Raw genomic sequence first — 24,170 nt, 5'->3', positions numbered from 1 at the left:
ATAATACATAATTATCAAAAAAATTATTTAAAGATAAATAAGAAATTTTTAATTATAATTTATTACTCTTTGGAGAACAGCGACATCGAGAAACAGCTCCTGTTTCTGGATCAATAAGATAAATATAATCTCCAGCACTTCCTAATGTGAAGTCGAAGACTTTTTTATTCAGCAGTGCGAGCAAGTCATACTGGGAGAGAAGAACCTGGGTCTTGTCTCTCAATTCCATACGAAAATCTGTTCGTGTTTTAAATAATTCTAAGGCCGCAGCTTCTCCATGCTCTTGAATAGACTGTTCTTGACGTTTCACACTTTCCCAGATTCCCCCACGAAGTGCTTCTAGCTCTTGATAAGCAACAGGATGATCTACAACAGCTTCTAAAAGTAAAGGATCGGCGAATACTAAGTTTAACTTTATTAAACCTTGAGCCTTTTCCTCGTAGTGAAGAAAGTTCAGAAGAGATTGGGTGGTCTTAGAACCTCGTAACATTGTGTAGAGAATGTCTGCTTCTTGAGAAGGAAGGGTTAGAGTCTCAATAACATCGGGCCCGAACTTTTTTCCTCCCTCTAGGATTTCTGCTTTTTTACTTAACAAGGCTTCAGTAATCGCATATTCAGATCCGGGAGGTACGCAGCCGGTATCTACATAAACACGTTTTAACAAGCGTATAAATATCGCATGCCAAGATGCTGAATCTGCATAATATTCTGGAGATTCTTGCATAAGAGCGTGAAGATTAAACCGTGAGTTATTCGGCGGTCGTGAAAACGGCACCTTTAGAAGACGGTATTTACGTTTTTTCTTGGTAGCTACCTTCGCTGTCTTTTTTGGAGAAGAGATCTCTTCATCTTTAGAGATCTTCTCTATTGCGGAAATCTTCTTAGATCTTTCCTGATACTCCACCTCGGCACATGCCGAACGCTGTGCGGTAAAGAGATTCTCATTATTTTCAATAATCCGTGAGCATACGCAACGCTTTCTTGCATTTACAGCATCAAAAGACACCATAGAAACTAAAGAGGCCAAACACAGTAAAGTAAAAATGTAGGACTGCATGGCTATTTCCTCAATGCGAATTGATATGACAGCGTCCGCTCATTACCTTGCGGAAAACTCCGATGGATTACCATCAGCACCCTATCAGGAAGCTCTTGATCTCTAGTGTTCCTCTGAGGAACAATATCCACTTTCGAGACGTTATCTAAAAGTAATACGGTTTCTATCTTAGTATGATTTCGCAAACTGCGTATTTGTAATTCTAGTCTACCTTGACTTTGATGATAGTATAGAGAGCCGGCGACTTCCCCAGCAAGCTCAGGATCTCGATATACCCCGCGATCGAAAATTACCGAACATAGTGCTCCAGGAATCTCTTCCATATGCGATGTCGCACAAAATATTGTTCGCAATTTCTTATAGGCATAGCTTTCCTGTAAAAAGGTTTTATAGGCACGCTCGTCACGTCTGCTAGAGCAAAACATCTGCCTTTGCCAAAACCCCAAAATGCTAAAAAGCAGGGCAAATAGGGTTATGGATACTAGAACTTCCATAAGTAGGAAGGATCGTTTCCTTTTTTTTGAGGATGTTATGTTACTACGCATACGCTTCTTTGCACGGACGTTGTATATTTTTGATTAGGGAAAATCTCGATGACAACATCTGCAAAACAAGCTTTTACAATGTTAGCCTCTACACGCATTCCTTTACGAATATCTACAGAATATGCATAGGGAACACGAATCCCATTTCCCTGACTCGTATAAACAACACAGGAGAGCTCTCCAGAACCCGATGTGGGGAAATTTCCATTGAGCATTTGCTCTCGCATGCTATCTTCAACAACAAAAAAACAATTATCAATCACAGCGGGCAGTTGTAAATTGACAATATCGTCTTCAATAGATCTACGAACGCCACAGTAAAAACGGATGCAAGGCATAAGCACTAAACATACTAGTGATAATGACAGTAACACCTCTATAAGCAGAAAGCTCCGCTTAAATCTTTTTTTATGAAGCGCCATAGGAATCTCTACCCGCGCTTGCCATTTGTTCCGGCAGCTTTCTGTGAAAAGACTATCAAATCATCGCCCTTATCATTGAGCTTTACAACGATGTCTTCTCCCCAAGCATCTTTCAATAATTTCTTTCCATCTTTGCACCATGCAGCTCCTTCAAGGACAGATTCTTTCTGATCTACGATCTCCCGTAAAGAGGCTCCTCCAGTTGCGTATTCCATCATTAAGATGTCATAGACTTTGGCACAATTTTGCTCTGATTGGAAAACTTTCCCTTTTTGAATGCTACCGCGCATATTAAAAGCCAAAGCTCCTCCAACAATACCGATCAATGTGATAACAACCATCATCTCGATTAATGTGATGGACTGTTTACGTTTTTGTTTTTTCATAACTTTTGCCCTGTTTGTTCTATAAAATTTGAATATTGCTTGTTAGCGGGATAAGTATTGCCAACATAATAATCCCTATAATTCCTCCAAGAAACACAAGGATAATTGGTTGGCACCATGAGGTTATCCAGGTTAGTGTTTTTTGGGTATCTTCGTTATAAATATGAGCGACGTGCCCTAATACATCAGCAAGCTCTCCGGATTCCTCTCCTAAAGAGACCATCCCCAACGCTAATTTCGGCACCCAAGGCCGTTTTGCTAATTCTTTACTTAATGAGCTTCCTTCAATGACCGCGTGAATCATGTGTTTCATATCCTCACGCAACATATCGTAGGGAACCGCTCCACAACCTAACTCTAATCCCTCTATCAGTGTTCCACCACCACGAAGAATCGCTGAAACTACTGAACAAAACCTACTAAACCCTAATTTGATGAAAAATTTCTTCACTCCAGGAATTGAAAATAGGGTTTTCTCAAACCATTTTTTCCAAAAAGGTTTACGCCGTGTAGCGACTATACCCGCTATTCCTGCTCCCAACGTTCCAAGAAGAAGATATTTATATTTACAAACAAAATCGCTAAGGCCAAATACTATAGAGGTAAGTGTATTCGGCTCCATATTTTCAAATGTCTCTTTCAAAGAGGGGATTACTCCCGTAAGGAAAAAGAGAATTACAGCTACAGAAAATACAAGCAAAACTATGGGATAGCTAAGAGCCGCTGTAAGCTTTTTAGACATTTGCTCACGTTCTTCTAAAACAACGATAATGTTTTGCAGACACCCTTCTAAATTGCCTATACTTTCTCCTGCGAGGACAGCACTGCGATAAAAATTATCAAAAATATCAGGATAGGCTGCCATTGCCTGCGACAATGACCCTCCTGAACGCAAATTTTCCATGAATGCCGTTAATAATCCTGACATTCCCTGCCCTTGATACTGATCTCGAAGGGAAGATAAGCTTTCATATAGAGGTAATCCAGAACGAAGAAGAAGAAGCATCTGTTTTGAGAAGATAATCAATTCGCTATTTTTTATTCGCACACGACGTGGAGGCACTTCCCGAATAGAGAGCAGCTGCACTCCTTGTTGGGCAAGCTTTTCTCTTGCTTCTTGAATATGTAGTGCTTCTAGCCAGTCTTGTTTACGTCGTTCTTTTGCATTAAGGTAGGTATAGCGATATCGTGGCATATCTTTATCCCCCCTTAGTCATACCGTTTCGTAACACGAAATACTTCTGCTAGTGTTGTCTCTCCCGACAACGCTAAAGCAACTCCATGTTGTAGTAATGGATGAAATCCCTTGTGCTCGGCATGTTCCCGCAATACATGATAAGGTTTATTCATGGCGATTTCAGAACGTAAAGCTGTATCAGGATGTAAGAATTCATAAATTCCCTGACGTCCTTTATATCCTGAACGGAAACAATGAGAACATCCCTCCCCGCGATATAATGGTACATCAGGATCTTGGCCTATAGATTCTAAGAATACCCGTTCTTGAATATCTGCTGCACATTGCTGCTTGCAATGAGGACAGATTTTTCTTACTAATCTTTGAGCGACAACACCGATGATTGTTGCTGATAATAAATAAGGCTCTACTCCCATATCTAAAAGACGGGGAATGGCAGAAACTGCATCATTAGTATGCAATGTACTGACAACAAGGTGCCCTGTTAGAGCTGCTTGTATAGCAATTTCTGCTGTTTCTTGATCGCGAATTTCTCCAACCATCAAAATATCAGGATCCTGACGCAACAAATGCCTTAAACCACAAGCGAATGATAAGCCAATCTTTGGCTTCACAGCAATTTGAGCTATGCCTGATAACTTATATTCAGGAGGATCTTCTATTGTCATAATATTGGTAAAGGGTCCTGAAAGATGTTGGATAACACTATAGAGTGTTGTTGTTTTCCCACTTCCCGTAGGGCCTGTTACTAAAAGTATCCCCTCAGGAACTGCGATCACCTCTTTAAAAGAACTTTCAATATCTTTAGGCATCTGCAATCCAGAGATATCTAAAATCACATTCCGCTTATCTAAAATCCTAAGAACAACACGCTCACCATAGATTACAGGAACAGTGCTCACACGCATATCAATTTCCTGACCACCTATTTGGATTTTTATTCTTCCATCTTGAGGAAGGCGATGTTCCGCTATATCCATCTTCGCCAGCACTTTAATCCTAGTGATTAATGCTGAACGTAGATGTGCTGGTGGAGAATGGCGATCGTGTAAAACTCCGTCTATACGGTAACGTATGCGTAAAGAATCTTCTAAAGGTTCAAAATGAATATCCGAGGTACGTTCTTCTATAGCTTCTTTTAAAATCAAATTTAAAAAGCGTACAACAGGAACAGAATCGGTACTTTCTAAAAGATCTTCCTCTTCACTTATTTGAGAGGTATCTCCTTCTTTCATGCTTAACAACATGTCAGAAGCCTTACCCTCTAAGTTAGAGTAGATCTTTTGTAAACTCTGCAAAATATCTGTCTCATCTTTAAGAACAAAAAGTACGGGCTTCTTTATAAGCAGCTGCACTTCATCTTTTGCCATAAGCGAGGTAGTCTTTGCGTAAGCTATCGTTACACTATTTCCCTGCTCTTCTAATGGTAACAGACAGTGTTTCTTTAGAAAGCTATAGGGCAGAGCATTTAAGAGCTCTTGAGATAGTAAAGTTTTACCGCCCATCGTACTCTAGCCCCTCTACTTGAGACGCAGGTAGTTCTATGGCGGAAATCAGTTCTAATTTTTTATGTGCTGCTTTTGCAGCTTCTTCTCCAGCGAATAATGCTTTACGAAACTCAGTGTTTTCTCCAGGACGTGAAGAGAGAATAGCCTCTTCATGACGCTCTTTTTTCTCTATAGGATTATCGAGGATCTTCGGAGTGATAAATACAAACATCTCTGTTTGACTATCAGATGTAGAATTCATACCAAACAACTTCCCTACACCAGGAATCTCCCCAAGGAAAGGAATGCCATCTTGAGCATCGGAGGCATGCTTACAACGTAAACCTCCAATAATTACTGTCTCTCCATCAGGAATACGCACTTTATTAGTAATGTTACGTCGAGTGACATCAGGACGCTCATTAGTATTTTTCCCCGTAGTATCGAAAGTAATATCCGTCTCTAAGGTAATGTAACTTTTTCCGTCTTCTTCGCCCACATTAATTACAGGAAGCATTTTGATCATGATTCCGTATTGAGCACGATTATACTGAGCTTTTTCCTTATCTGCAGAGACCGCTATCGACATTTCTTCGACAATGGCAATTCTTGCAGGAGTTTGGTTCATAGTCACAACAGAAGGACTCGCATTTATGCGTACATCTTCCTGGGCCATTAAAAATTGATAAGCAAGATCATAACCAGGAATTAACGAAGACCCCGTACTTCCTTTAAATAGGAACTCTAAAATCCCCGAACTTGTCCAGGAAACTGCGGTAGACGTTTTCTTACAAACTTCTTCTCCAAGTCGTAAAAGATTTAATCCCGCCTTACGCTGATTAGAAAGCTTTCTTTCAAAGAGTAAAACTTCGATACGCACCATTTTTTTAGGTACATCAAGTTTTTTCAATAACATCTTAATTCTAGGTAACGCTTCTTTTTCCACAACCATGATCAAAGTGCCCGTCTTAGAATCTGCTATGAAGTTTCCGTATTTTACAGAACCTTCTTTTGCAGTTCCTACTGAAGACGTATCAATATGTATTGTAGAGGCAGCTTCTCTTAACATAGTTTCAGAAGAAGCAAGTGAACCGCCTTCTTTACCAGCAAAAACATCATGTACTTGAGATAGTAATACCGCGAGTTCTTGAGGATCAGAGTGCTTCACACTATACCAAAAGACAGTTTTGTCTGTAGGATTCTCAATCCCCTCTTCAAGATCTTTAATCAAGTCAATTGCTTGATGAACTAAAGTAGCCGTACCACTTAAAAATAAAGAGCGTCCTTGATGTTGTAGAGGAACAACTTTAAGACCGAGGTTTTCTTCGTCTCCCTCTTTAGTAATATCTTCTCGAAAAGCTGCTTTAAGAATAGAAATCATCTCAGAAGCTTCTATCTTTGTTAAGGGAACAACACGATATTCCTGACGAACGCTATCTTCTTGGATAAAATCGTAAATTTTAAGAAGCTCGCTAATTTCCCCAACAGCGCCAAATACCCATAACTTCCCTCCAAAAAGATCAATATGCGTGGTATCGAGATTCGCAAATTTTCTTAAAATATGCTGATCTGCACGTACATCAATATTTTTAGAGTTTAACACGTAACCAATATAGGAAGTTGGTGGGAGTAAATCTAAATCCTTCCTGGAGGCAAAAATTCCAGCAACTCCACAACCCTCTTTATGAGTTGTATAGAGCTCTTTGATCCATGGGCTTACCTGACGTACGCCAATACCAAGACGCATTAGCAATTGCGCAAGACACTCTTCAAAACCCTCTTTAGGAACAGTAAATTTTGATAATGCTGAAACTTTGATCGATCCAATATCCGGAGGCACTAGGTAAACAACATTATCTTCGCCATAATCAGAAACTAAATTATAAATCGTTGTCTCAGGATGATGCCATAAGGCATAATCTTCGGGATTTTCTCCCCTTTCTCGAATCTCTGCTGACCAAAGATTCTCTATATGCTTAATCTGCTTTTTAACATCTGCTAACTTATTTAAAAGCTCTTTCCATCGTGCTTCGTCTTCGCATTCTGATGCTCGTAAAGCTGCAGCTTCGTCGTAAAGACCTTTCAGCCGAAGATTGCACTCCTTCATATCCGCATTAAATGAGGCAAGGCCTGGGGAACTATCTATAAAATCTCTAGATTTTTCCAAGGATGCGGCTTTTTCCGAAATAGTCAAAGCTAGGCTTGGCGCGCAACATGCTAGCCCTGATAATCCAAAGAAATAAATTAAAGGATTACGCAAAAAACGCATTTATGATCCCCCACGATTGGTTCCCTCACCACCCACAAGTGGTTGTCGTCCAGGATGTGCCTCTTCTTTAGAGAATGAGGATCCCGAATCAAAACCTTGTTTCAACGGCAATGTCACAGACTCTACTAACGTCCTTTGTGCATTAAACACATGAGCACGAACAACAAATTCTCTAGAGTCTTTTTCTAATTTATCAAAAACCAATAACGGTCCCTGAGTCTTTCCTGAAAGGTAGTCTTCCAACTGTTCTTTACGAGCAATCTTCTCCCAAGTTTTTCCCGTATATACCACCCAATCATCGGGAGAAAGAATCATCCTCTGCTCCCCAGCTTGTATAATAGGACGGGACCAGGAACGCATCCCAACAAACTCAAACTCTTTAACAATTTCTGCGATCTCTATAGGAGAACTCATGGTTTTCACTAAGCTCATAGATTGATGGGATGTCCCTCCCACGTTCCACAGCTCTATTACCATGACCTTCTCATCTATTCTCTTCACCTCTAATAGAGGCGCCTGAGAACTCTCTCCTCGAAACTCTCCACATGTCTGCCAGCAATTTCCGTCCCAAAGCAAAACATCCCCAACAGCAAGATAGCGGCTATAGTTCTCATCAGACAGAGAAACAAAGTCCACACGCTCTTTAACAGCTTTGTCAGCATAATCCGATCCGCCGTGCATCAAAAGAAACTTATCACTACCTATACGACGAATTTTTTGCTTCACAGGGAAACTTGCATCTACACGAATACCACCAATTTCCCAAGACTCTAATCCCTTAGCAGGAGCAGTTAAAAACAGAGTCTCCCTCTCTTTTGGAGAGGTAACTAACTCCCTATTCACGCCCATTAAACGGACCTTAACCTCTATACGGTTATCCATGCTTAGAGGACGACACTCTATCCATAAGTCTGTAGGTTTCCCTCCAGGACTAAAGGTAAATAGCCCTCCCTCAGGAGAAGGAACAACATGTAAATATATTTTTTCATTAGCATTAGCTACACAGGAATCCTTAGAAGTAGCAAGTTCTAAAAAGAACTTGCCTCCAAAAGCGTCAGGACGCTTATTGCTCCCTAAAAAAATGAGTTCCTGTCTAAGATCAGGCAATCTTTCCCTAAGCTCTGGGAATTCTAAAGACCAAATCCCCGAAGAGACGTCCTTGGTCATGGGGAACGTCTTTTGCTTCCCCTTTAACCCATCGAATTTCAAAGAAATACTATAAAGATTTTCTAAATGATTTGGGGCTCCACACACCATCCAGAGTAAAGCAGCGATACTTGTTAGGCTGTATCCTATCGAAAAAAGCTGGTGCATATTAGAAACAAACTAAAAATAAAGTTATAAGATAACCGATTAGAGAAAAAAAATCAATTTATACAAACAAAAGTAACAGTGTTTAACATTAAAAAATAATTAAACAAAGAGGGAATACTTTTATAAGAAAACTAACTCCGTAGACACAGGACGATTGGTTAAACTAAAGTTTTTATTACCATCTATCAGCAATGTATCTTCGATACGTATGCCTCCAATCCCTGGGAAATAGACTCCTGGTTCAACGGTAACCGTCATTCCGGTTTCTAGGATAGCTGTACCAGATTTCGGAGAAAGCTGGGGATATTCATGAATATTCCTTCCCACACCGTGGCCTACGCCATGGCAAAAATACTCTTCGAGCTCGTATTTCCTTAATATGCGTGCCGCCTCCTCGTGAACATCTAGACACGGGACTCCGGCACAGCACAATTTCATAGCAGCCTGCTGGGCTTTTACTACCGCGGGATAACTTTCAACAAGACGTGTATCGGGGCGTCCCCAAGCTACTGTCCGTGTCATATCCGAACAATAACCTTGATATAGAACACCTATATCAATCAGCACGATATCCCCCTTACGTAAGGCCCTATCTGTAGGAACTGCATGGGGAAAGGCAGAGTGATGACCGAAAGCCACGATCGGAGAAAATGAAGGCCCTTCAGCTCCAGCTTTGGCCCAAAACACACGAAGGAGCCGCACGACTTCTTGCTCTGTTATACCCTCTTGTAATATGGAAAGAACATGATCGTATCCTTCGGAACCCAAAGCGGCCGCTTGACGCATTTTCTCTATTTCATCTGTAGACTTTATACTGCGCAATTTTTCTGTAAATAATGTCGTAGGAATCCAAGAACATGAAGCATTTTCTCTTTCTTGATATCTATGATATGAAGTGTGAAGGCTATCAAAACCTAAAGTCTGATAGGTTGTTGTCTTAAGATAGGGAAGAAGAAATTCCGCTATATTCCTATCACAAAATATAAGAGAGGGTCCTTGAAGATCTGCATAGAGATCTTTATCCATACGATAGACGAAGAAGACTATCTCATCTTTACCTATGAGAAGCGTTCCTGTGGTTACTTTATCTCCGAGAAAATACGCAAGATCCTCACTTCTTTCTACGATAAATCCATCTATACCATAATCTGTAAGAGCTGCTTGCGCTCTAGCTACACGATCTTGGAACATAATTTACTCCTTAATAAAATCTTCATCTAAAACTAATCGACGTATTTGTGTACCGTCAAATGCTTTTTCCGGCTTACCTAGTTGCCAGAGCAAAGATAACCAAGAAATATCGAATGTCCGCAGTGTTTTACAAAACATAGTCTCCGTTAAAACTTCTTTGACTAAAAGAGCCATTGCTCTTTTATCAACTTTAGCATGACTTTCTGCTGCTAAAGAAAGTATCCAAGATTTTAATTCTTCTTCACCTATAAATGTCGGGGCACTTTCAATAGAAAATACACAGGGACCCATTTGAGAGATTTCTATCCCCAATTGTTTAAATTCCTCGATATGAGATGAGAGAAAAATACGCTCTTGAGGTGTGACTTCTAAACATAAAGGGACCAAAAAAGACTGACTTTTATAATCATGTTGATGGTTATCTACCAAAGATAAGTAAAACAAATGTTTCCTAGCAGCTTCTGTAAAAATAGCATGAACGCCTTCTGAGTCCTCTGCAAGAACTATTTTCCCTAAAGAAGTTAAAAAACGCACTTCTTGAGAAACACCCCAAGAAATTTGTGTCTGACTATCTGTAGGTAAGGGATCTTGCTCCCTATCCAAGGAAGGGAGAGGTCCAAGAGCAGGTACCGTCATCTTCATTACTGGTAGAGAAATAGGATCACAAGGCTCTTCTAAAGAGCTTTCATCAAGTTGTTCATCAAAGAAGCGCAACGCAGGCAAAGTACAAGTTGTTTTTTCAAAAACAGAAACTCCTTGAGGGCGTGCTAACACCTCTCCTACTGTCTCTGAAAGAAATTCTCCAACAAATTCTTCCTTGAGAATTCTTACTTCTGTTTTTTGAGGATGTACATTGAAATCACACCACTCCGGAGGCAAATAAAGTTTTAAAACGAAAACAGGATACCTTTGTGGAGGTAAAAGCATCGAGTAAGCCTCACTTATCTTTTTTGATATAAACACAGAGTCCACGGGACGATCATTGATAAACATCCTTTGACCTAACCGTGTGGGTCTATGAAAGCCTGGAGAACCTAGGAAACCTACAACACGCGCAAGATTACCTCCCTTATCCACGCGTAAAGCTTCCTGCATGAAACCTTCTCCCATCACAAAAGCAACTCGCTCGGCAAATCCCTGATGCTTGAGAATATGGAATTCCTGTTGTCTTTCACTTATCCAAGACCAATCCACGCCCTCTATGGATAAAATTCTATTCTCTAAAAGCTTTCTCATAGCTATCCGATCTGTCTGAGGGCTTTTTTGAAATCCCCGACGTATAGGAACATTATAAAATAGCGAATCTATAGAAATCGTAGTCCCTAGCTGCCGAGGTCTAGCTTCAGATAAGATGACTTCTCCTCCGTGAATGATTGTCCTAGAACCTCCTCCTGATCTCGGGCAAGAAAGGATCTCCATCTTAGAGATAGAAGCTATTGCAGGAAGAGCCTCCCCTCGAAATCCAAAACTCGATAAAGAGAAGACATCTGAAAACTCATCTATCTTTGAAGTAGCATGACGTTTAAGAGCGAGAGCAACATCTTCGGCACTCATCCCACAGCCATTGTCTTTTACAACAATTAAACCCTGTCCCCCTCCTAGAGTTTCAATCTCTATTTCATCAGCCCCAGCATCTAAGGCATTCTCTACCAACTCTTTAACAACAGATATAGAGTTTTCGATCACCTCTCCTGCAGCTATCTGGTTGATGGTGATTGTATCAAGTAACTGAATAGGATTTCTTGAAGTCATAGCAAATTCTAAACAAGGATCTTGCGAAAGCAAAAAGTAAAATACCCAAAAACTAATGTCAAGAAACCTAATTTTTATAATTTGCAAAACTCGAAATAAGAACGACTTATAAATTAATTATTTATAAAGATCACAAATTGTATCTAATTAATAACTTGTCTTTTCGAATTAATTAATTTTAAAATTGGTTTATGAATTAAATAATTTTAATTTTAGGAATTATATTAATGAGCAAGCCTACTTCCAATAATTCTAAAAAGCCATCAGCCTCGTTTAACAAAAAAACACGTAGCCGACTCGCTGAGCTTGCTGCACAAAAAAAAGCTAAGGCTAATGATTTAGAACAGAAATACCCAGTCCCCACAGAAGAAGAAACAAAGAAAGCTTTGATGGACATCTTACATGGGCTTAGTGAGGGATTAACTCTTCAGCAAATTTTAGGTTTATCTGACGTTTTGTTAGAGGAGATCTATACTATAGCCTATAGCTTCTATTCCCAGGGGAAATACAATGAGGCGATTGGTCTTTTCCAGATCCTTACAGCTTCAAAACCTCAGTGCTACAAGTATATCTTAGGCTTAAGCTCATGCTATCATCAGCTCAAAATGTACAACGAAGCGGCCTTTGGCTTCTTCCTTGCTTTTGATGCAGAGCCTCACAACCCAATTCCTCCTTATTACATAGCTGATAGCTTGATGAAGATAGATCAGACTGAGGAATCTAGAGATTTCTTAGACATCACCATCGATATTTGCGCTAACAAGCCTGAATACAGAATTCTGAAAGAACGCTGCAACATTATGAAAGACTCTCTCAAGGACATGATCAAAGAAACAACACCAAAAAAGAAAAAAACTACCGCTGCTAAATCAAAAACACCGACAAAAAAAAGATCCGGTGGGAAACGTTAATTTAGGGTTAGGAGAACTCCAACATGAATAAAAAAGTTAGAAAAACGAAAAAAACTACTACTAAGAAGACATCCACAAAACAAGCAGATGTCACACCTGTATTATTCACAAATGAAGCTGACAAACAGGAAGTGGCAATTTCAAATTTAGAGAATTTAGTTTCCTCTATTTATGAAGACTTGCCTCTAGCTCAGACATTTTCTGGGATTCAAGATGAAAAGCAGTTAACGCAAATGATGGCTGCGTTAAATGGCACTCTAGACTCTCTACCTATTGAGAGTTTAACAGAGGGTTTATTTAGCAATCCTAAAGAAGATGCTAAGTTTGCTAAAGATTTAGCTTCAGTCCTCCATGGTTTAAAAAATCTATCTTCGACAGTAAGCAAACATATCTCTGACAAACAGTAGTTTTACAACATTTTAGATAATATAGGGTAAATTAGAAGATGTCTCTTTCTACCTCAGGTCCAGATAATACTAACCAGAAAAATATCCTGGCTCAGGTACTAGCTTCTACACCACAAGCTGTACCAAATCCTGATAAACTTTCTGGAAATGAAACTAAGCAGATTCAGCATACCCGACAGGGGAAAAATGCTGAAATGCAAAGTGATGCAGGTATTGCTGGAACCCAAGGCAAGGAAAAAACCAGTGCTGTTTCTGAAATTCAAAATGCAGAGAAACTCACAGCAGGTCAAGGAATTGCCGCAGGTCAAGAGACTGAATCTGCAGAAGCTGCCGCCGGCACCAGCCAAACAGCCGGCGCCGCTGCTTTTCAGGCTGTAAATCTACAATCTACAATTGAAGAAGCTAACAAAACATTGGAGACTACGCTCTCCTCTCTATCTTCTATAGATTCCTCACAGTTACAAGAGATTCAAGAGTTAGTTACCGCCGTTGTTAACGGAACATCGAACTCTTCTATTCAAGGATTAGAAACTCCGGTTCTTCCTAAACCTTCCATAACTAAGCCCAGACAGGAAGTTATGGAAATTAGCATGGCCTTAGCAAAAGCTATTGCTGCTCTTGGAGAAGCTACAGCTTCGGCTCTTTCTGACTATCAAAGTACACAGGCCCAAGCTTCAACTATGAACCGTTTATCCTTAGAATCTCAAGGATTGAAGATCGACTCCGAGCGTGAAGAATTCCAAAAAATGAAAGAGATTCAATCAAAAGCAGACAGTAATAGTACATTAAATACCGTAAACACCGTGATGATTGCTGTTTCTGTAACAATCACTGTCATCTCTGTTGTTGCCGCACTATTTACTTGCGGTCTAGGTCTTATAGGAACTGCTGCTGCTGGAGCTACTGCTGCTGCTGCTGCCGCAACTGCGGGGGCTACTGCAGGGGCTACTGCCGCAACATCCGTAGCAACAACTGTAGCTACACAAGTTACCATGCAAGCTGTGATGCAAGCTGTCAAAACTGCTATCGTTGAGTCCATTAAGCAAGCTATCACACAAGCTATTAAAGAAGCTGTAAAACAAGGTATTAAACAAGTCATCAAACAAGCTATTAAAGCTGCTGTGAAAACATTGATGAAAAACATGTCTAAGATCTTCCAAACAGGGCAAAAAGCCCTTGCCAAGTCCTTCCCAAAACTTGCCAAAGTAATAAATACTTTAGGAAACAAATGGGTCGCTGCGGGAATGGGACTGGTTGTTGCCGTTCCCGCCTTAGTTAAAGGTATTGGCGATCTTAAATTATCCGAAATGCAAACCGAACTTGCCGATATTCAGAAAAAAACAGGAATGCTGACTGCTCAATCTGAGATGATGAAGATGTTTACGATGTTTTGGCAACAGGCAAGTAAAATCGCAGCTAAACAAACTGACAGTGCAAATGAAATGCAGCAACAAGCAACTAAATTAGGTGCTCAGATTGCTAAAGCCTTCCAAGCTATTAGCTCGGGCTTAGCATCAGCAGTATAAAATTATTTATTAAGGGGACATTTTTGCTATGACATCAGGAGTTAGTGGAAATAACAATACTGATCCTTCATTAGCTGCTCAGCTTGCACAAAATGCCAGTCAGGCGTCTGCTAAGGCTCAGGGGCAACAAAAATCAGCTAATACTCAAGGAACTCAAGAAGAGGCTGCGGCTGCAGGTTTTGAAGATCTAATCCAGGAGACACAAACTCAGGGAACTTCTAAGAAAGAATCTGCCTCACAAACATCAAAAAGCTCTAAAACTGATAAATCTGGTAAAACTTCTACTTCTACGTCAGTAGCTAGTGCCTCGAGCACTGTTACAGCTCAAGCTGTAAAAGGACCTAAAGGTCTGCAACAAAATAACTACGAACTCCCTCAACTCCCTGTTCCTGAGAATACGGAAGTTAATGGTGTAACAATCAAAAAAGGTATGGGAACTCTTGCCTTATTGGGACTAATTATGACCTTACTTGCGCAATCTAGTGCAAAATCTTGGTCTTCACAGTTTCAACAACAAAATCAGGCAATTCAAAACCAAGTAGCTTTGGCCCCAGAAATAGGAAATGCCATTAGAACTCAAGCTAATCACCAAGCTGCTGCTACAGAAACTCAAGCTAAACAAAGTATGATCTCCGGTATCGTTAACATTGTTGGTTTCGCTGTTTCCGTCGGTGGAGGTCTTCTCTCTGCTGCAAAAGGTTTAGGAGGATTAAAATCCGCAGCTTTTGCAAAAGAAACTGCTGGAGCTACAGGATCTGCAGCGAGTACTGCCGCCTCTCAAGCTTCAAAGGTTGCCGCGGATGCTACTACAGCAGCTGCTAAAACAGCAACAACGGCTGCTTCTAGTGTTGCAGGTTCTGCAGCTCAAGGTGCTGCGAAGGCAGCAGCGGGGTTAACTGATGATATCGCTGCCGCAACTGCAAAAGCTACTGCGGGTGCTGCAAAAGGCTCGGGAGGATTATTCGGCAAAGTACTAAACACTCCTGGCTGGAAAGATAAAGTTTCCCGAGGAATGAACGTCGTAAAAACTCAAGGAGGACGTGCTGCGGCTTTTGCTGGTAGAGCCCTTTCTACATCCATGCAGATGTCTCAAATGGTTCATGCTCTTACAGCAGGTATTGACGGGATAGTCGGGGGCATCATGGGCGCTGAAATTGCCCACCACCAAAGACAAGCAGGTATGGCTGAAGCTCACGCTGAGGAGTTGAAACAACTTTCCTCTATTCAGGGGCAATATGCAGGACAAGCGCAACAGCTTCAAGAACAGTCGCAACAAAGTTTCAATTCTGCCCTGCAAACTCTACAAAATATTGCTGACTCTCAAACACAAACAACATCAGCAATCTTCAGTTAATTTATCTTCTTACGTTCTTAGTAAGAGAAAGGCTCAACCGTTGTGTTGGGCTTTTTTTATGTAAAGCCGCTTTACATTAAGAAACAATATAGCCTTGGCGAAATTCTTCATGATAGATTAAGCGACAGCCCACAACCATAAATACAACAGCTAGTAATAAAGATCCTGATAGACTCTCCCCTAACAATAACCAACCATAAAATGCCGAAAACAAGGGCATAACGAGATTACAAAAAGAAAGGAACGTGGAAGAGTATTTTCTCAATAACTTTGCATACAAATTGTAGCTAATGAGATTGGAGAACAACACAAGACAGAAAATTGCTTGAACGCATACGATCCCGTTACTTACAGGAATAGGACTCCACGTCTCAACAATCATAGAGTGTCCTAAAGATAAAGCCCCAGAAATAAGCATAGCATAAGCGTTTATCGCCATTACCGATAAAGAGGAATTTTTCTCTATTTTTCTCAACAGCGTCCAGCCAAAAGCAGAAAAACAAGTCGCTAGCAATAATAATAGCTCAGGAATCCCTAATTGCCAACTCCATGTATTTGCAGAGCTATCTCCCCCAAAAAACAGATAAGATAAGTAGCCAAATAGCCCAAGGCTTAACCCACCTATTTTCTTCATCGTTACAGTTTCTCGTAACTGAATATAAGAAAACAAAGCGGAAATAAATGGAGAGAGCCCATAGATAAAGCAGGCCTTTGAAGAAGATAAGTTTTGTAAACCTAAAAACTCACAAACATTTGTTAAATAGAATCCAACTACAGCTAAAATAAAAACAGAAGCATAAACCTGTTTTGGTAGCTTCAAAGATCCTTTTTTCCATAACACTATCCCCGATAAAACTAAACCAGCAATGAGCATACGACTCCCTGTTACAAACAAAGGAGCTGAAGCTTCTATTGCCAATTTGCTAAAAGCAAAAGATGAAGACCAGATAAAAGCAGTAAAAAATACTAAAAAAATAGACATGAAAAAGCAGCTTCTGGGATAGAAAATAACCCATTGTAAAAGAATGAAACTTTGGCTCCAACTCAAATATATTTTTATCTATAAACAACTCTAAAAAAATCCTTTATCTCTTCACTTGGATATTAAGTTTTTTTTTAAGAAAACTCCCTTGCTTTGATCCGGAAAAACGTTACAATAACAGACTTAGAAAAACTCTTAATGGAGAGAAAATGATCCGCGTAATTTGCAACAACGAAACTTTTGAGCTGCCTGAAGGCGCTACTGCTGCTGATTTCGCGAGCAAAATAAAAAATTCTCATTACTTTGCTGGCGTTGTCATAAATGATCAAATTAAAGATCTATCTACAACCCTAAAAGAAGGAGATACCCTAAAATTTGTCACCTTCGAAGATCCTGAAGGACGAGAGATTTTTCTACATACTTCTGCTCATATCTTAGCTCAGGCTGTACTACGTCTCTGGCCAAAAGCCCTTCCCACAATCGGTCCTGTTATAGATCAAGGATTCTATTATGACTTTGCGAATCTTTCCGTGAGTGAAGACGACTTTCTTATGATCGAAAATATGATGGAGCAAATAGCTCAAGCAAAATTTGAAGTATCTAAAAAAATATTCAATGATAAGCAAGAAGCCTTAAAAGAATTTGCTCACAATCCATTTAAAGTAGAGCTCATTCAAGAACTCCCGGAAGGAGAAAATATTACCTCCTACTCTCAAGGGGAATTTACAGATCTTTGTCGAGGTCCCCATCTTCCCTCCACTGCTCCTGTGAAAGCTTTCAAACTTTTACGTACATCAGCAGCCTATTGGAGAGGAGATCCTAACCGAGAATCTTTAGTAAGAATCTATGGAATATCTTTCCCTACGACAAAAGAATTAAAAGAACACCTCCATCAATTAGAAGAAGCAAAAAAACGTGACCATCGTGTTTTAGGAGCAAAACTTGATCTCTTTTCACAACAGGAATGCTCAGCAGGGATGCCCTTCTTCCACCCTAGAGGAATGATTATTTGGGATGCTTTAATAGGTTATTGGAAACGTCTTCATCAACTCGCGGGTTATAAACAAATCCTAACTCCCCAGCTTATGAACCGTAATCTTTGGGAAGTCTCTGGACATTGGAGCAATTACAAAGAGAATATGTATACTCTAAAAATAGATGAGGAAGACTATGCGATTAAACCCATGAACTGTCCGGGATGCATGTTGTATTATAAAACACGCTTGCATAGTTATAAGGAATTTCCTTTACGTGTTGCGGAGATCGGTCATGTTCATCGCTATGAAATTTCTGGAGCTCTTTCAGGGCTTATGCGTGTACGCGCGTTCCATCAAGATGATGCTCACGTATTTCTAACTCCTGAACAAGTAGAAGAAGAAACTCTAAATATTTTAAATCTAGTTTCTGAATTATACTCAACATTTGGTCTCGAGTATCATTTAGAATTATCCACACGCCCAGAAAAAGCAACTATCGGTAGTGATGAACTATGGGAATTAGCAACAGCAGCTTTAGAACGCGCTCTTGTAAATTCTAATACACCTTTCATCATCAATCCCGGAGACGGAGCCTTTTACGGACCAAAAATTGATATTCATGTAAAAGACGCTATTCAACGCACCTGGCAATGTGGAACGATTCAACTAGATATGTTCCTTCCCGAACGTTTTGAATTGGAATATACAAATGCACAAGGAGAGAAAAGTACTCCTATTATGCTACATCGCGCCCTATTTGGTTCTATTGAACGATTTTTAGGCATCCTCATCGAACATTTCAAAGGCAAGTTCCCCTTATGGCTAAGTCCTGAACATATTCGGTTAATTACCGTAGCAGATCGCCATCAACCACGAGCTAAAGAACTCGCCATTGCATGGCAAAAATTAGGTCTTGTAGTTACTGTGGATGATTCTAACGAATCTGTAAGTAAGAAAATCCGCAATGCACAAAATATGCAAGTAAACTATATGGTTACTTTAGGAGATCGGGAAATAGAAGAAAACACCCTAGCTGTACGTACCCGAGACAACCGAGTTTTAAATGCTATGACAGTAGAGACATTTATAAATACTATACTTGAAGAAAAGAACTCTTTGAGTTTAACTCCACTATTGTAGAAAACCCAGATCCAAGGACGAGCATCTCGAATGAAAACCATCGCTGTCAATAGCTTTAAAGGTGGAACAGCAAAGACATCAACTACTCTGCATTTAGGAGCGGCTCTAGCACAATATCATAATGCCCGAGTGCTTCTCATTGATTTTGATGCGCAAGCAAATCTCACTTCAGGACTAGGTCTTGATCCCGATTGTTACGACAGCTTAGCTGTCGTACTTCAGGGAGAAAAAAATATTCGTGAAGTGATTCGTCCTATTGAAAATACAGGATTAGATCTCATTCCAGCAGATACTTGGTTAGAACGTATCGAAGTTTCTGGAAACTTAGCTGCGGATCGTTATTCTCATGAACGATTAAAACATATCTTAGCTTCTGTAGAAAACGACTACGACTATGTTATTATCGATACTCCTCCATCTTTATGTTGGCTCACAGAATCTGCATTAATTGCGGCGCAATACGCTTTAATTTGTGCCACTCCTGAATTTTATAGTGTTAAAGGTCTGGAAAGACTTTCATCATTTATTCAAGGCATCTCCTCAAGACATCCCTTGAATATTCTTGGTGTCGCTCTTTCTTTTTGGAACTACCGAGGAAGGAATAACGCAGCATTTGCCGATTTGATTCATAAGACATTTCCTGGAAGGCTATTAAATACTAAGATTCGTAGAGATATTACGATTTCTGAAGCAGCAATTCACGGGAAACCTGTATTTGCCACAGCACCTTCAGCACGAGCCTCTGAGGATTACCTAAATCTGACCAAAGAATTGTTAATTTTACTGAGGGATGTGTAATCCTATGGGAAATCTAAAAACATTGCTGGAAAGCCGTTTCAGGAAGAATACTCAAGATAAAATGGAAACGCTAACACGCAAGCGTATGGAAGGAGAACTCTCACCCTTCTTAAGCAGATTTTCTGATGTGAAATTATCCCAAAAAGAAGAAGAAAAGTTCCGTCAACTTTTAGAAAACTATACATTCGAAGACCAAATTTCCGAAGAAGATTTCAAAGATCTTTGCAACCTCTCTGCACAAATAAAACAAATTCATCATCAGGCAGTACTCTTGCACGGGGAACGTATAAAAAAAGTTCGTGATTTATTAAAAACCTATCGCGAAGGAGCCTTCTCTGCTTGGCTGCTCATTACTTACGGGAATCGTCAAACACCCTATAACTTTCTTGTATATTACGAGCTATTTTCTACTCTTCCCGAACCTTTGAAAATAGAAGCTGAGAAAATGCCCAGACAGGCAATTTATACACTAGCTTCTCGACAAGGACCTCAAGAGAAAAAAGAAGCCATTATCCGTAATTATCGTGGAGAGAGCAAAGGAGAGCTTTTAGATATTATTAGGAAAGAATTTCCTTTAATTTCTACAGATCGTCGTCAGACATGCTTAGCAAAACAAGCACTTGCTATACTTTCCAAAGGCTCGCAATTATTAAAAAAATGCTCAGAATTATCTCCTGAGGATCATGTTGCCCTTGAAAAATTGATAAAAAAGCTTCAAAAAGTTAAAAGTAATTTCTTTCCCAATACAAAGGTCTAAATATGGCAGCTAAATCAAAAACACTAGAACTAGAAGATAATGTTTTTCTTATTCTTGAAGGAAATTTAAAAAGAATTTTCGCCACTCCTATTGGCTACACTACATTCCGAGAATTTCAAAATGTTGTTTTTAACTGCTCTAACGGCCAACAAGAAACAGCGAATTTCTTTTTTGAAATGCTCATCAACGGTAAGCTCATCCACGATCTTTCTGTAGAACAAAAACAAGCAGCTCAGAGTTTAATCGCTGAATTTATGATGCTCATTCGTGTAGCTAAAGATGTTCATGAGCGTGGCGAATTCATTAACTTCATTACATCAGATATGCTATCTCAACAAGAGCGTTGTGTCTTCTTGAATCGCTTATCCAGAGTAGACGGTCAAGAGTTTCTATTAATGACTGATGTTCAAAATACCTGCCACTTGATTCGTCATCTATTGGCAAGACTTTTAGAAGCGCAAAAGAATCCCGTGGGAGAGAAAAATCTCCAAGAAATTCAAGAAGATATAGTATCATTGAAAAATCATTTCGAAGAACTAGAAAAATCTTTTCAATAAATAAAGATTTATGAACAAGAAAAAGCGCGTACTTACCGGTGACCGACCAACAGGGAAGCTGCATTTAGGTCATTGGGTGGGCTCCATAAAAAATCGCTTAGATTTACAGAACAACCCTGCTTACGATTGCTTTTTCATCGTTGCGGATCTCCACACTCTTACAACACGAATACGTAAAGAACAGGTCTTAGATGTTGATAATCATATCTATGAAGTTCTTGCGGACTGGTTGAGTGTGGGGATAGATCCGAACAAATCTACCATTTACTTACAATCAGCAATTCCTGAGATTTACGAACTCTATTTGCTATTTTCCATGCTAATTTCCATTAATCGGATTATGGGAATTCCTAGTCTTAAAGAAATGGCAAAGAATGCTGCCATTGAAGAAGGCGGATTATCTTTTGGATTAGTAGGCTATCCCGTATTACAAAGTGCGGATATTCTCCTTGCAAAAGCTCAGCTTGTCCCTGTAGGTAAAGATAATGAAGCTCATATAGAGTTAACACGTGATATTGCTCGCAATTTTAACCGTTTATATGGAGAGATTTTCCCTGAACCTGAAACCCTACAAGGAGAGCTTACCTCTCTAGTAGGTATTGACGGGCAAGGCAAAATGAGTAAATCAGCAAACAATGCCATATACCTTTCTGACGATGATGCTACCATCAAAGATAAGATCAGAAAAATGTATACTGACCCAAATCGGATTCATGCGACGACCCCAGGTCGTGTTGAGGGAAATCCTTTATTTATCTATCACGATATTTTCAATCCTAATAAAGAAGAAGTTGAAGAGTTTAAAATACGTTACCGTCAAGGATGTATAAAAGACGTTGAGGTAAAAGCACGTCTTGCTGAGGAGCTGATTCTCTTCTTACAACCTTTTAAAGAGAAACGCGCTGAGCTATTAGCACAACCTCAAATTCTTCAAGAGGCATTGCAACAAGGCACGGAAAAAATGCGTGCTATAGCAAAAGAAACTATGGAAGAAGTCCATAATACCCTAGGGTTAAGCCATAAATGGCGTTCTCGTCTATCACTATAACTTATTCACGCCTATGACTTTTGAATTACGAGCCGATTTTGCTCCTTGTGGTGATCAGCCGGAAGCTATTGCTAAACTTACTCAAGGCATACGTAATAACATACAATCTCAAGTACTTTTAGGAACCACAGGGTCAGGAAAAACTTTCACCATTGCCAATGTTGTTGCCAATGTCAATCGTCCCACACTCGTATTGGCACATAACAAAACACTAGCAGCACAGCTATATCAAGAATTTAAGGAATTCTTTCCCAATAATGCTGTGGAGTATTTCATCTCTTATTACGATTACTATCAACCTGAAGCCTACATCGCTCGTAATGATACTTACATAGAAAAAAGTCTCTTAATCAATAGTGAAATCGATAAATTACGTTTATCTGCAACGCGATCTATTTTAGAGCGTAGGGATACTTTGATCGTTTCTTCTGTATCTTGTATTTATGGTATTGGTTCTCCAGAAAACTATGCTTCTATGGCTTTAGAGCTAGAAGTAGGAAAGGAATATCCTCGTATAGCACTTGCCTCTCGGCTTGTAAAAATGAACTACCAAGCCTCTCCAGTAGCGCAACGTTCAACATTTCGTGAACGTGGTAGTGTTATTGATATTTTCCCTGCCTATGAAAGTGATCAAGCCATCCGCCTAGAATTTTTCAATGATACGCTATCCTCCATAGAATACAGCGATCCTTTAACTATGATTCCTATGGCATCAGTAGCCTCAGCTATTGTTTATCCAGGATCACATTACGTCACTCCCGAAGCTGTCCGAGAACAAGCTATACGTTCTATACGTGAAGAATTAGAAGAACGTATGCTGTTCTTCCAGGATCGCCCTATAGAACAAGATAGATTATTCCATAGAACCACTCACGATATTGAAATGATAAGAGAGACAGGCTTCTGTAAAGGAATAGAAAATTATTCTCGTCATTTTACAAAAATGCCTCCGGGAGCACCTCCCGCTTGTCTATTAGATTATTTTCCTGAAGACTTCCTATTAGTCATAGATGAATCACATCAAACTCTACCTCAAATACGAGCTATGTACCGTGGAGATCTATCTAGAAAGCAATCCTTAGTAGAATACGGTTTTCGACTTCCCTCTGCTTATGACAACCGTCCTTTAACTTATGAAGAAGCTCAAAAGTACTTTCATAATGTAATTTATGTATCTGCAACTCCCGGAGAGACAGAGTTAAACGAGAGTCAAGGACACATTGTAGAACAGATCATTCGCCCTACAGGAATTCCTGATCCCATTCCAGAAATTCGTCCTGCAATAGGACAGGTAGATGATCTACTTGAAGAGATCCGGAAACGCTTATCTAAATCTCAGGAAAAGATTTTAGTAATTTCTATTACTAAAAAACTTGCTGAGGATGTCGCCGCATTTCTCTCAGAATTAGATATCGCCGCAGCATATTTACATTCTGGAATAGAAACTGCAGAACGTACACGTATTCTTGCAGATTTACGTTTGGGAAATATTGATGTGCTTATAGGCGTAAACTTACTTCGAGAAGGATTAGATCTTCCCGAAGTCTCTTTAGTCGCTATTCTTGATGCTGATAAAGAGGGTTTTTTACGTAGTACTTCTTCTTTAATACAGTTTTGTGGAAGAGCAGCAAGAAATGTAGAAGGTAAGGTGATCTTCTATGCTGATCAAAAAACACGATCTATAGAACAAACCTTAAAAGAGACAGAACGTCGTCGACAGATACAACTGGATTATAATGAAGCAAATAACATTACGCCTAAGCCCATCATTAAAGCGATCTTCGCTAATCCCATTCCTCAGGGAGGGAAAAAAGAAACTCAAGAAACTCCCAAAATCCCGCTTTCTATAAAAGAATTAGAAAAACTTATAAAAAAATATGAAAATCTCATGCAGGAAGCTGCTCATGAATTTCGATTTGATGAGGCCGCAAAATATCGAGATAAAATGAAAGCCGCTAAGGAACAACTTCTTCATATCTCATAAAATATCACAAAAATCTCAAATGAAATCTGCTTGCTTTTTGTAAAATCAGAACCTAATATTGCCATTAAGCTCTCCCACATGCAGCCTCATCTGATAATACAATCAGCA

Annotated in this window: 21 protein-coding genes; 10 read left to right on the top strand and 11 right to left on the bottom strand. The window is 39.7% G+C overall.

The features are described from left to right. Positions 1-52: 52 nt before the first annotated feature. The 10 genes from O1W69_RS01900 to mutL form a co-directional block, all read right to left on the bottom strand. Positions 53-1,057, bottom strand: a complete 1,005-nt coding sequence (locus O1W69_RS01900; RefSeq protein WP_375793832.1) for a hypothetical protein — start codon at positions 1,055-1,057, stop codon at positions 53-55. Between the two features lie 2 nt (positions 1,058-1,059). Next, the gene (locus O1W69_RS01895) at positions 1,060-1,551 is read right to left on the bottom strand and encodes a DUF1494 domain-containing protein (RefSeq protein ID WP_375793987.1); all 492 of its coding nucleotides are present in this window, start codon (positions 1,549-1,551) and stop codon (positions 1,060-1,062) included. 35 nt (positions 1,552-1,586) lie between these two features. Beyond that, a complete protein-coding gene (locus tag O1W69_RS01890) occupies positions 1,587-2,024 on the bottom strand; it encodes a type II secretion system protein (protein WP_375793831.1) in 438 nt (145 codons plus the stop codon). 8 nt (positions 2,025-2,032) lie between these two features. Beyond that, entirely contained in the window at positions 2,033-2,410 is a 378-nt protein-coding gene (locus O1W69_RS01885) for a type II secretion system protein (RefSeq protein WP_375793830.1), read from the bottom strand. A 19-nt stretch (positions 2,411-2,429) separates the two neighbouring features. After that, on the bottom strand, positions 2,430-3,605 hold the full coding sequence (locus tag O1W69_RS01880; protein WP_375793829.1) for a type II secretion system F family protein: 1,176 nt from the start codon (positions 3,603-3,605) through the stop codon (positions 2,430-2,432). 14 nt (positions 3,606-3,619) lie between these two features. Then, positions 3,620-5,113, bottom strand: a complete 1,494-nt coding sequence (locus O1W69_RS01875; RefSeq protein WP_375793828.1) for a GspE/PulE family protein — start codon at positions 5,111-5,113, stop codon at positions 3,620-3,622. Further along, on the bottom strand, positions 5,103-7,364 hold the full coding sequence (locus tag O1W69_RS01870) for a secretin N-terminal domain-containing protein (RefSeq protein WP_375793827.1): 2,262 nt from the start codon (positions 7,362-7,364) through the stop codon (positions 5,103-5,105). Before O1W69_RS01870 ends, O1W69_RS01875 begins: the two co-directional genes overlap by 11 nt. Next, positions 7,365-8,678, bottom strand: coding sequence for a hypothetical protein (locus tag O1W69_RS01865; RefSeq protein WP_375793826.1), 1,314 nt, complete (start codon positions 8,676-8,678; stop codon positions 7,365-7,367). A 120-nt stretch (positions 8,679-8,798) separates the two neighbouring features. Next, entirely contained in the window at positions 8,799-9,869 is a 1,071-nt protein-coding gene (locus tag O1W69_RS01860) for a M24 family metallopeptidase (RefSeq protein WP_375793825.1), read from the bottom strand. 3 nt (positions 9,870-9,872) lie between these two features. Then, a complete protein-coding gene (gene mutL / locus O1W69_RS01855; protein ID WP_375793986.1) occupies positions 9,873-11,621 on the bottom strand; it encodes a DNA mismatch repair endonuclease MutL in 1,749 nt (582 codons plus the stop codon). Positions 11,622-11,848: 227 nt separating this feature from the next. Here mutL and O1W69_RS01850 point away from each other — a divergent pair, with 227 nt between their 5' ends. The 4 genes from O1W69_RS01850 to sctE are packed head-to-tail and all read left to right on the top strand — an operon-like array spanning position 11,849 to position 15,819. Further along, positions 11,849-12,532: a SycD/LcrH family type III secretion system chaperone gene (locus O1W69_RS01850; protein ID WP_375793824.1), complete on the top strand. Its 684-nt coding sequence runs from the start codon at positions 11,849-11,851 to the stop codon at positions 12,530-12,532. Positions 12,533-12,555: 23 nt separating this feature from the next. Next, the gene (locus O1W69_RS01845) at positions 12,556-12,939 is read left to right on the top strand and encodes a hypothetical protein (protein ID WP_375793823.1); all 384 of its coding nucleotides are present in this window, start codon (positions 12,556-12,558) and stop codon (positions 12,937-12,939) included. A 38-nt stretch (positions 12,940-12,977) separates the two neighbouring features. Continuing rightward, a complete protein-coding gene (locus O1W69_RS01840) occupies positions 12,978-14,465 on the top strand; it encodes a secretion system protein (RefSeq protein ID WP_375793822.1) in 1,488 nt (495 codons plus the stop codon). A gap of 28 nt (positions 14,466-14,493) precedes the next feature. Then, positions 14,494-15,819: a type III secretion system translocon subunit SctE gene (gene sctE, locus O1W69_RS01835; protein WP_375793821.1), complete on the top strand. Its 1,326-nt coding sequence runs from the start codon at positions 14,494-14,496 to the stop codon at positions 15,817-15,819. A gap of 76 nt (positions 15,820-15,895) precedes the next feature. Here sctE and O1W69_RS01830 read toward each other — a convergent pair whose 3' ends face one another. Then, positions 15,896-16,801 (bottom strand): DMT family transporter, encoded by a 906-nt coding sequence (locus O1W69_RS01830; protein WP_375793820.1) that lies wholly within the window; start codon positions 16,799-16,801, stop codon positions 15,896-15,898. A gap of 209 nt (positions 16,802-17,010) precedes the next feature. Here O1W69_RS01830 and thrS point away from each other — a divergent pair, with 209 nt between their 5' ends. Genes thrS through uvrB form a run of 6 tightly spaced genes read left to right on the top strand, consistent with a single transcriptional unit; the run spans position 17,011 to position 24,062 of the window. Further along, positions 17,011-18,918: a threonine--tRNA ligase gene (gene thrS, locus O1W69_RS01825; RefSeq protein ID WP_375793819.1), complete on the top strand. Its 1,908-nt coding sequence runs from the start codon at positions 17,011-17,013 to the stop codon at positions 18,916-18,918. Between the two features lie 30 nt (positions 18,919-18,948). After that, complete coding sequence (locus O1W69_RS01820) at positions 18,949-19,716, top strand: ParA family protein (protein WP_375793818.1); 768 nt, start codon at positions 18,949-18,951, stop codon at positions 19,714-19,716. Between the two features lie 4 nt (positions 19,717-19,720). Then, positions 19,721-20,473: a pGP6-D family virulence protein gene (locus O1W69_RS01815; RefSeq protein WP_375793817.1), complete on the top strand. Its 753-nt coding sequence runs from the start codon at positions 19,721-19,723 to the stop codon at positions 20,471-20,473. A 2-nt stretch (positions 20,474-20,475) separates the two neighbouring features. Then, positions 20,476-21,030, top strand: coding sequence for a CT584/Cpn0803 family type III secretion system protein (locus tag O1W69_RS01810; RefSeq protein WP_375793816.1), 555 nt, complete (start codon positions 20,476-20,478; stop codon positions 21,028-21,030). Positions 21,031-21,040: 10 nt separating this feature from the next. Beyond that, positions 21,041-22,078 carry a tryptophan--tRNA ligase gene (gene trpS, locus O1W69_RS01805; RefSeq protein WP_375793815.1) on the top strand — a complete coding sequence of 346 codons (1,038 nt, stop codon included), beginning with the start codon at positions 21,041-21,043 and terminating at the stop codon, positions 22,076-22,078. Positions 22,079-22,091: 13 nt separating this feature from the next. After that, positions 22,092-24,062, top strand: coding sequence for an excinuclease ABC subunit UvrB (gene uvrB, locus O1W69_RS01800; protein WP_375793814.1), 1,971 nt, complete (start codon positions 22,092-22,094; stop codon positions 24,060-24,062). The last annotated feature ends 108 nt before the right edge of the window (positions 24,063-24,170 follow it).

Source organism: Chlamydia sp. 12-01, assembly GCF_042234205.1.
GTDB lineage: Bacteria > Chlamydiota > Chlamydiia > Chlamydiales > Chlamydiaceae > Chlamydia.
Note: the sequence above shows the minus strand (reverse complement) of the source record. Positions and strands in the feature narration are given on the sequence as shown.

Coding starts and splice junctions, on each gene's coding strand:
- O1W69_RS01900 (WP_375793832.1), bottom strand. CDS start 1,057: ATGCAGTCCTACATTTTTACTTTACTGTGTTTGGCCTCTTTAGTTTCT.
- O1W69_RS01895 (WP_375793987.1), bottom strand. CDS start 1,551: ATGGAAGTTCTAGTATCCATAACCCTATTTGCCCTGCTTTTTAGCATT.
- O1W69_RS01890 (WP_375793831.1), bottom strand. CDS start 2,024: ATGGCGCTTCATAAAAAAAGATTTAAGCGGAGCTTTCTGCTTATAGAG.
- O1W69_RS01885 (WP_375793830.1), bottom strand. CDS start 2,410: ATGAAAAAACAAAAACGTAAACAGTCCATCACATTAATCGAGATGATG.
- O1W69_RS01880 (WP_375793829.1), bottom strand. CDS start 3,605: ATGCCACGATATCGCTATACCTACCTTAATGCAAAAGAACGACGTAAA.
- O1W69_RS01875 (WP_375793828.1), bottom strand. CDS start 5,113: ATGGGCGGTAAAACTTTACTATCTCAAGAGCTCTTAAATGCTCTGCCC.
- O1W69_RS01870 (WP_375793827.1), bottom strand. CDS start 7,364: ATGCGTTTTTTGCGTAATCCTTTAATTTATTTCTTTGGATTATCAGGG.
- O1W69_RS01865 (WP_375793826.1), bottom strand. CDS start 8,678: ATGCACCAGCTTTTTTCGATAGGATACAGCCTAACAAGTATCGCTGCT.
- O1W69_RS01860 (WP_375793825.1), bottom strand. CDS start 9,869: ATGTTCCAAGATCGTGTAGCTAGAGCGCAAGCAGCTCTTACAGATTAT.
- mutL (WP_375793986.1), bottom strand. CDS start 11,621: ATGACTTCAAGAAATCCTATTCAGTTACTTGATACAATCACCATCAAC.
- O1W69_RS01850 (WP_375793824.1), top strand. CDS start 11,849: ATGAGCAAGCCTACTTCCAATAATTCTAAAAAGCCATCAGCCTCGTTT.
- O1W69_RS01845 (WP_375793823.1), top strand. CDS start 12,556: ATGAATAAAAAAGTTAGAAAAACGAAAAAAACTACTACTAAGAAGACA.
- O1W69_RS01840 (WP_375793822.1), top strand. CDS start 12,978: ATGTCTCTTTCTACCTCAGGTCCAGATAATACTAACCAGAAAAATATC.
- sctE (WP_375793821.1), top strand. CDS start 14,494: ATGACATCAGGAGTTAGTGGAAATAACAATACTGATCCTTCATTAGCT.
- O1W69_RS01830 (WP_375793820.1), bottom strand. CDS start 16,801: ATGTCTATTTTTTTAGTATTTTTTACTGCTTTTATCTGGTCTTCATCT.
- thrS (WP_375793819.1), top strand. CDS start 17,011: ATGATCCGCGTAATTTGCAACAACGAAACTTTTGAGCTGCCTGAAGGC.
- O1W69_RS01820 (WP_375793818.1), top strand. CDS start 18,949: ATGAAAACCATCGCTGTCAATAGCTTTAAAGGTGGAACAGCAAAGACA.
- O1W69_RS01815 (WP_375793817.1), top strand. CDS start 19,721: ATGGGAAATCTAAAAACATTGCTGGAAAGCCGTTTCAGGAAGAATACT.
- O1W69_RS01810 (WP_375793816.1), top strand. CDS start 20,476: ATGGCAGCTAAATCAAAAACACTAGAACTAGAAGATAATGTTTTTCTT.
- trpS (WP_375793815.1), top strand. CDS start 21,041: ATGAACAAGAAAAAGCGCGTACTTACCGGTGACCGACCAACAGGGAAG.
- uvrB (WP_375793814.1), top strand. CDS start 22,092: ATGACTTTTGAATTACGAGCCGATTTTGCTCCTTGTGGTGATCAGCCG.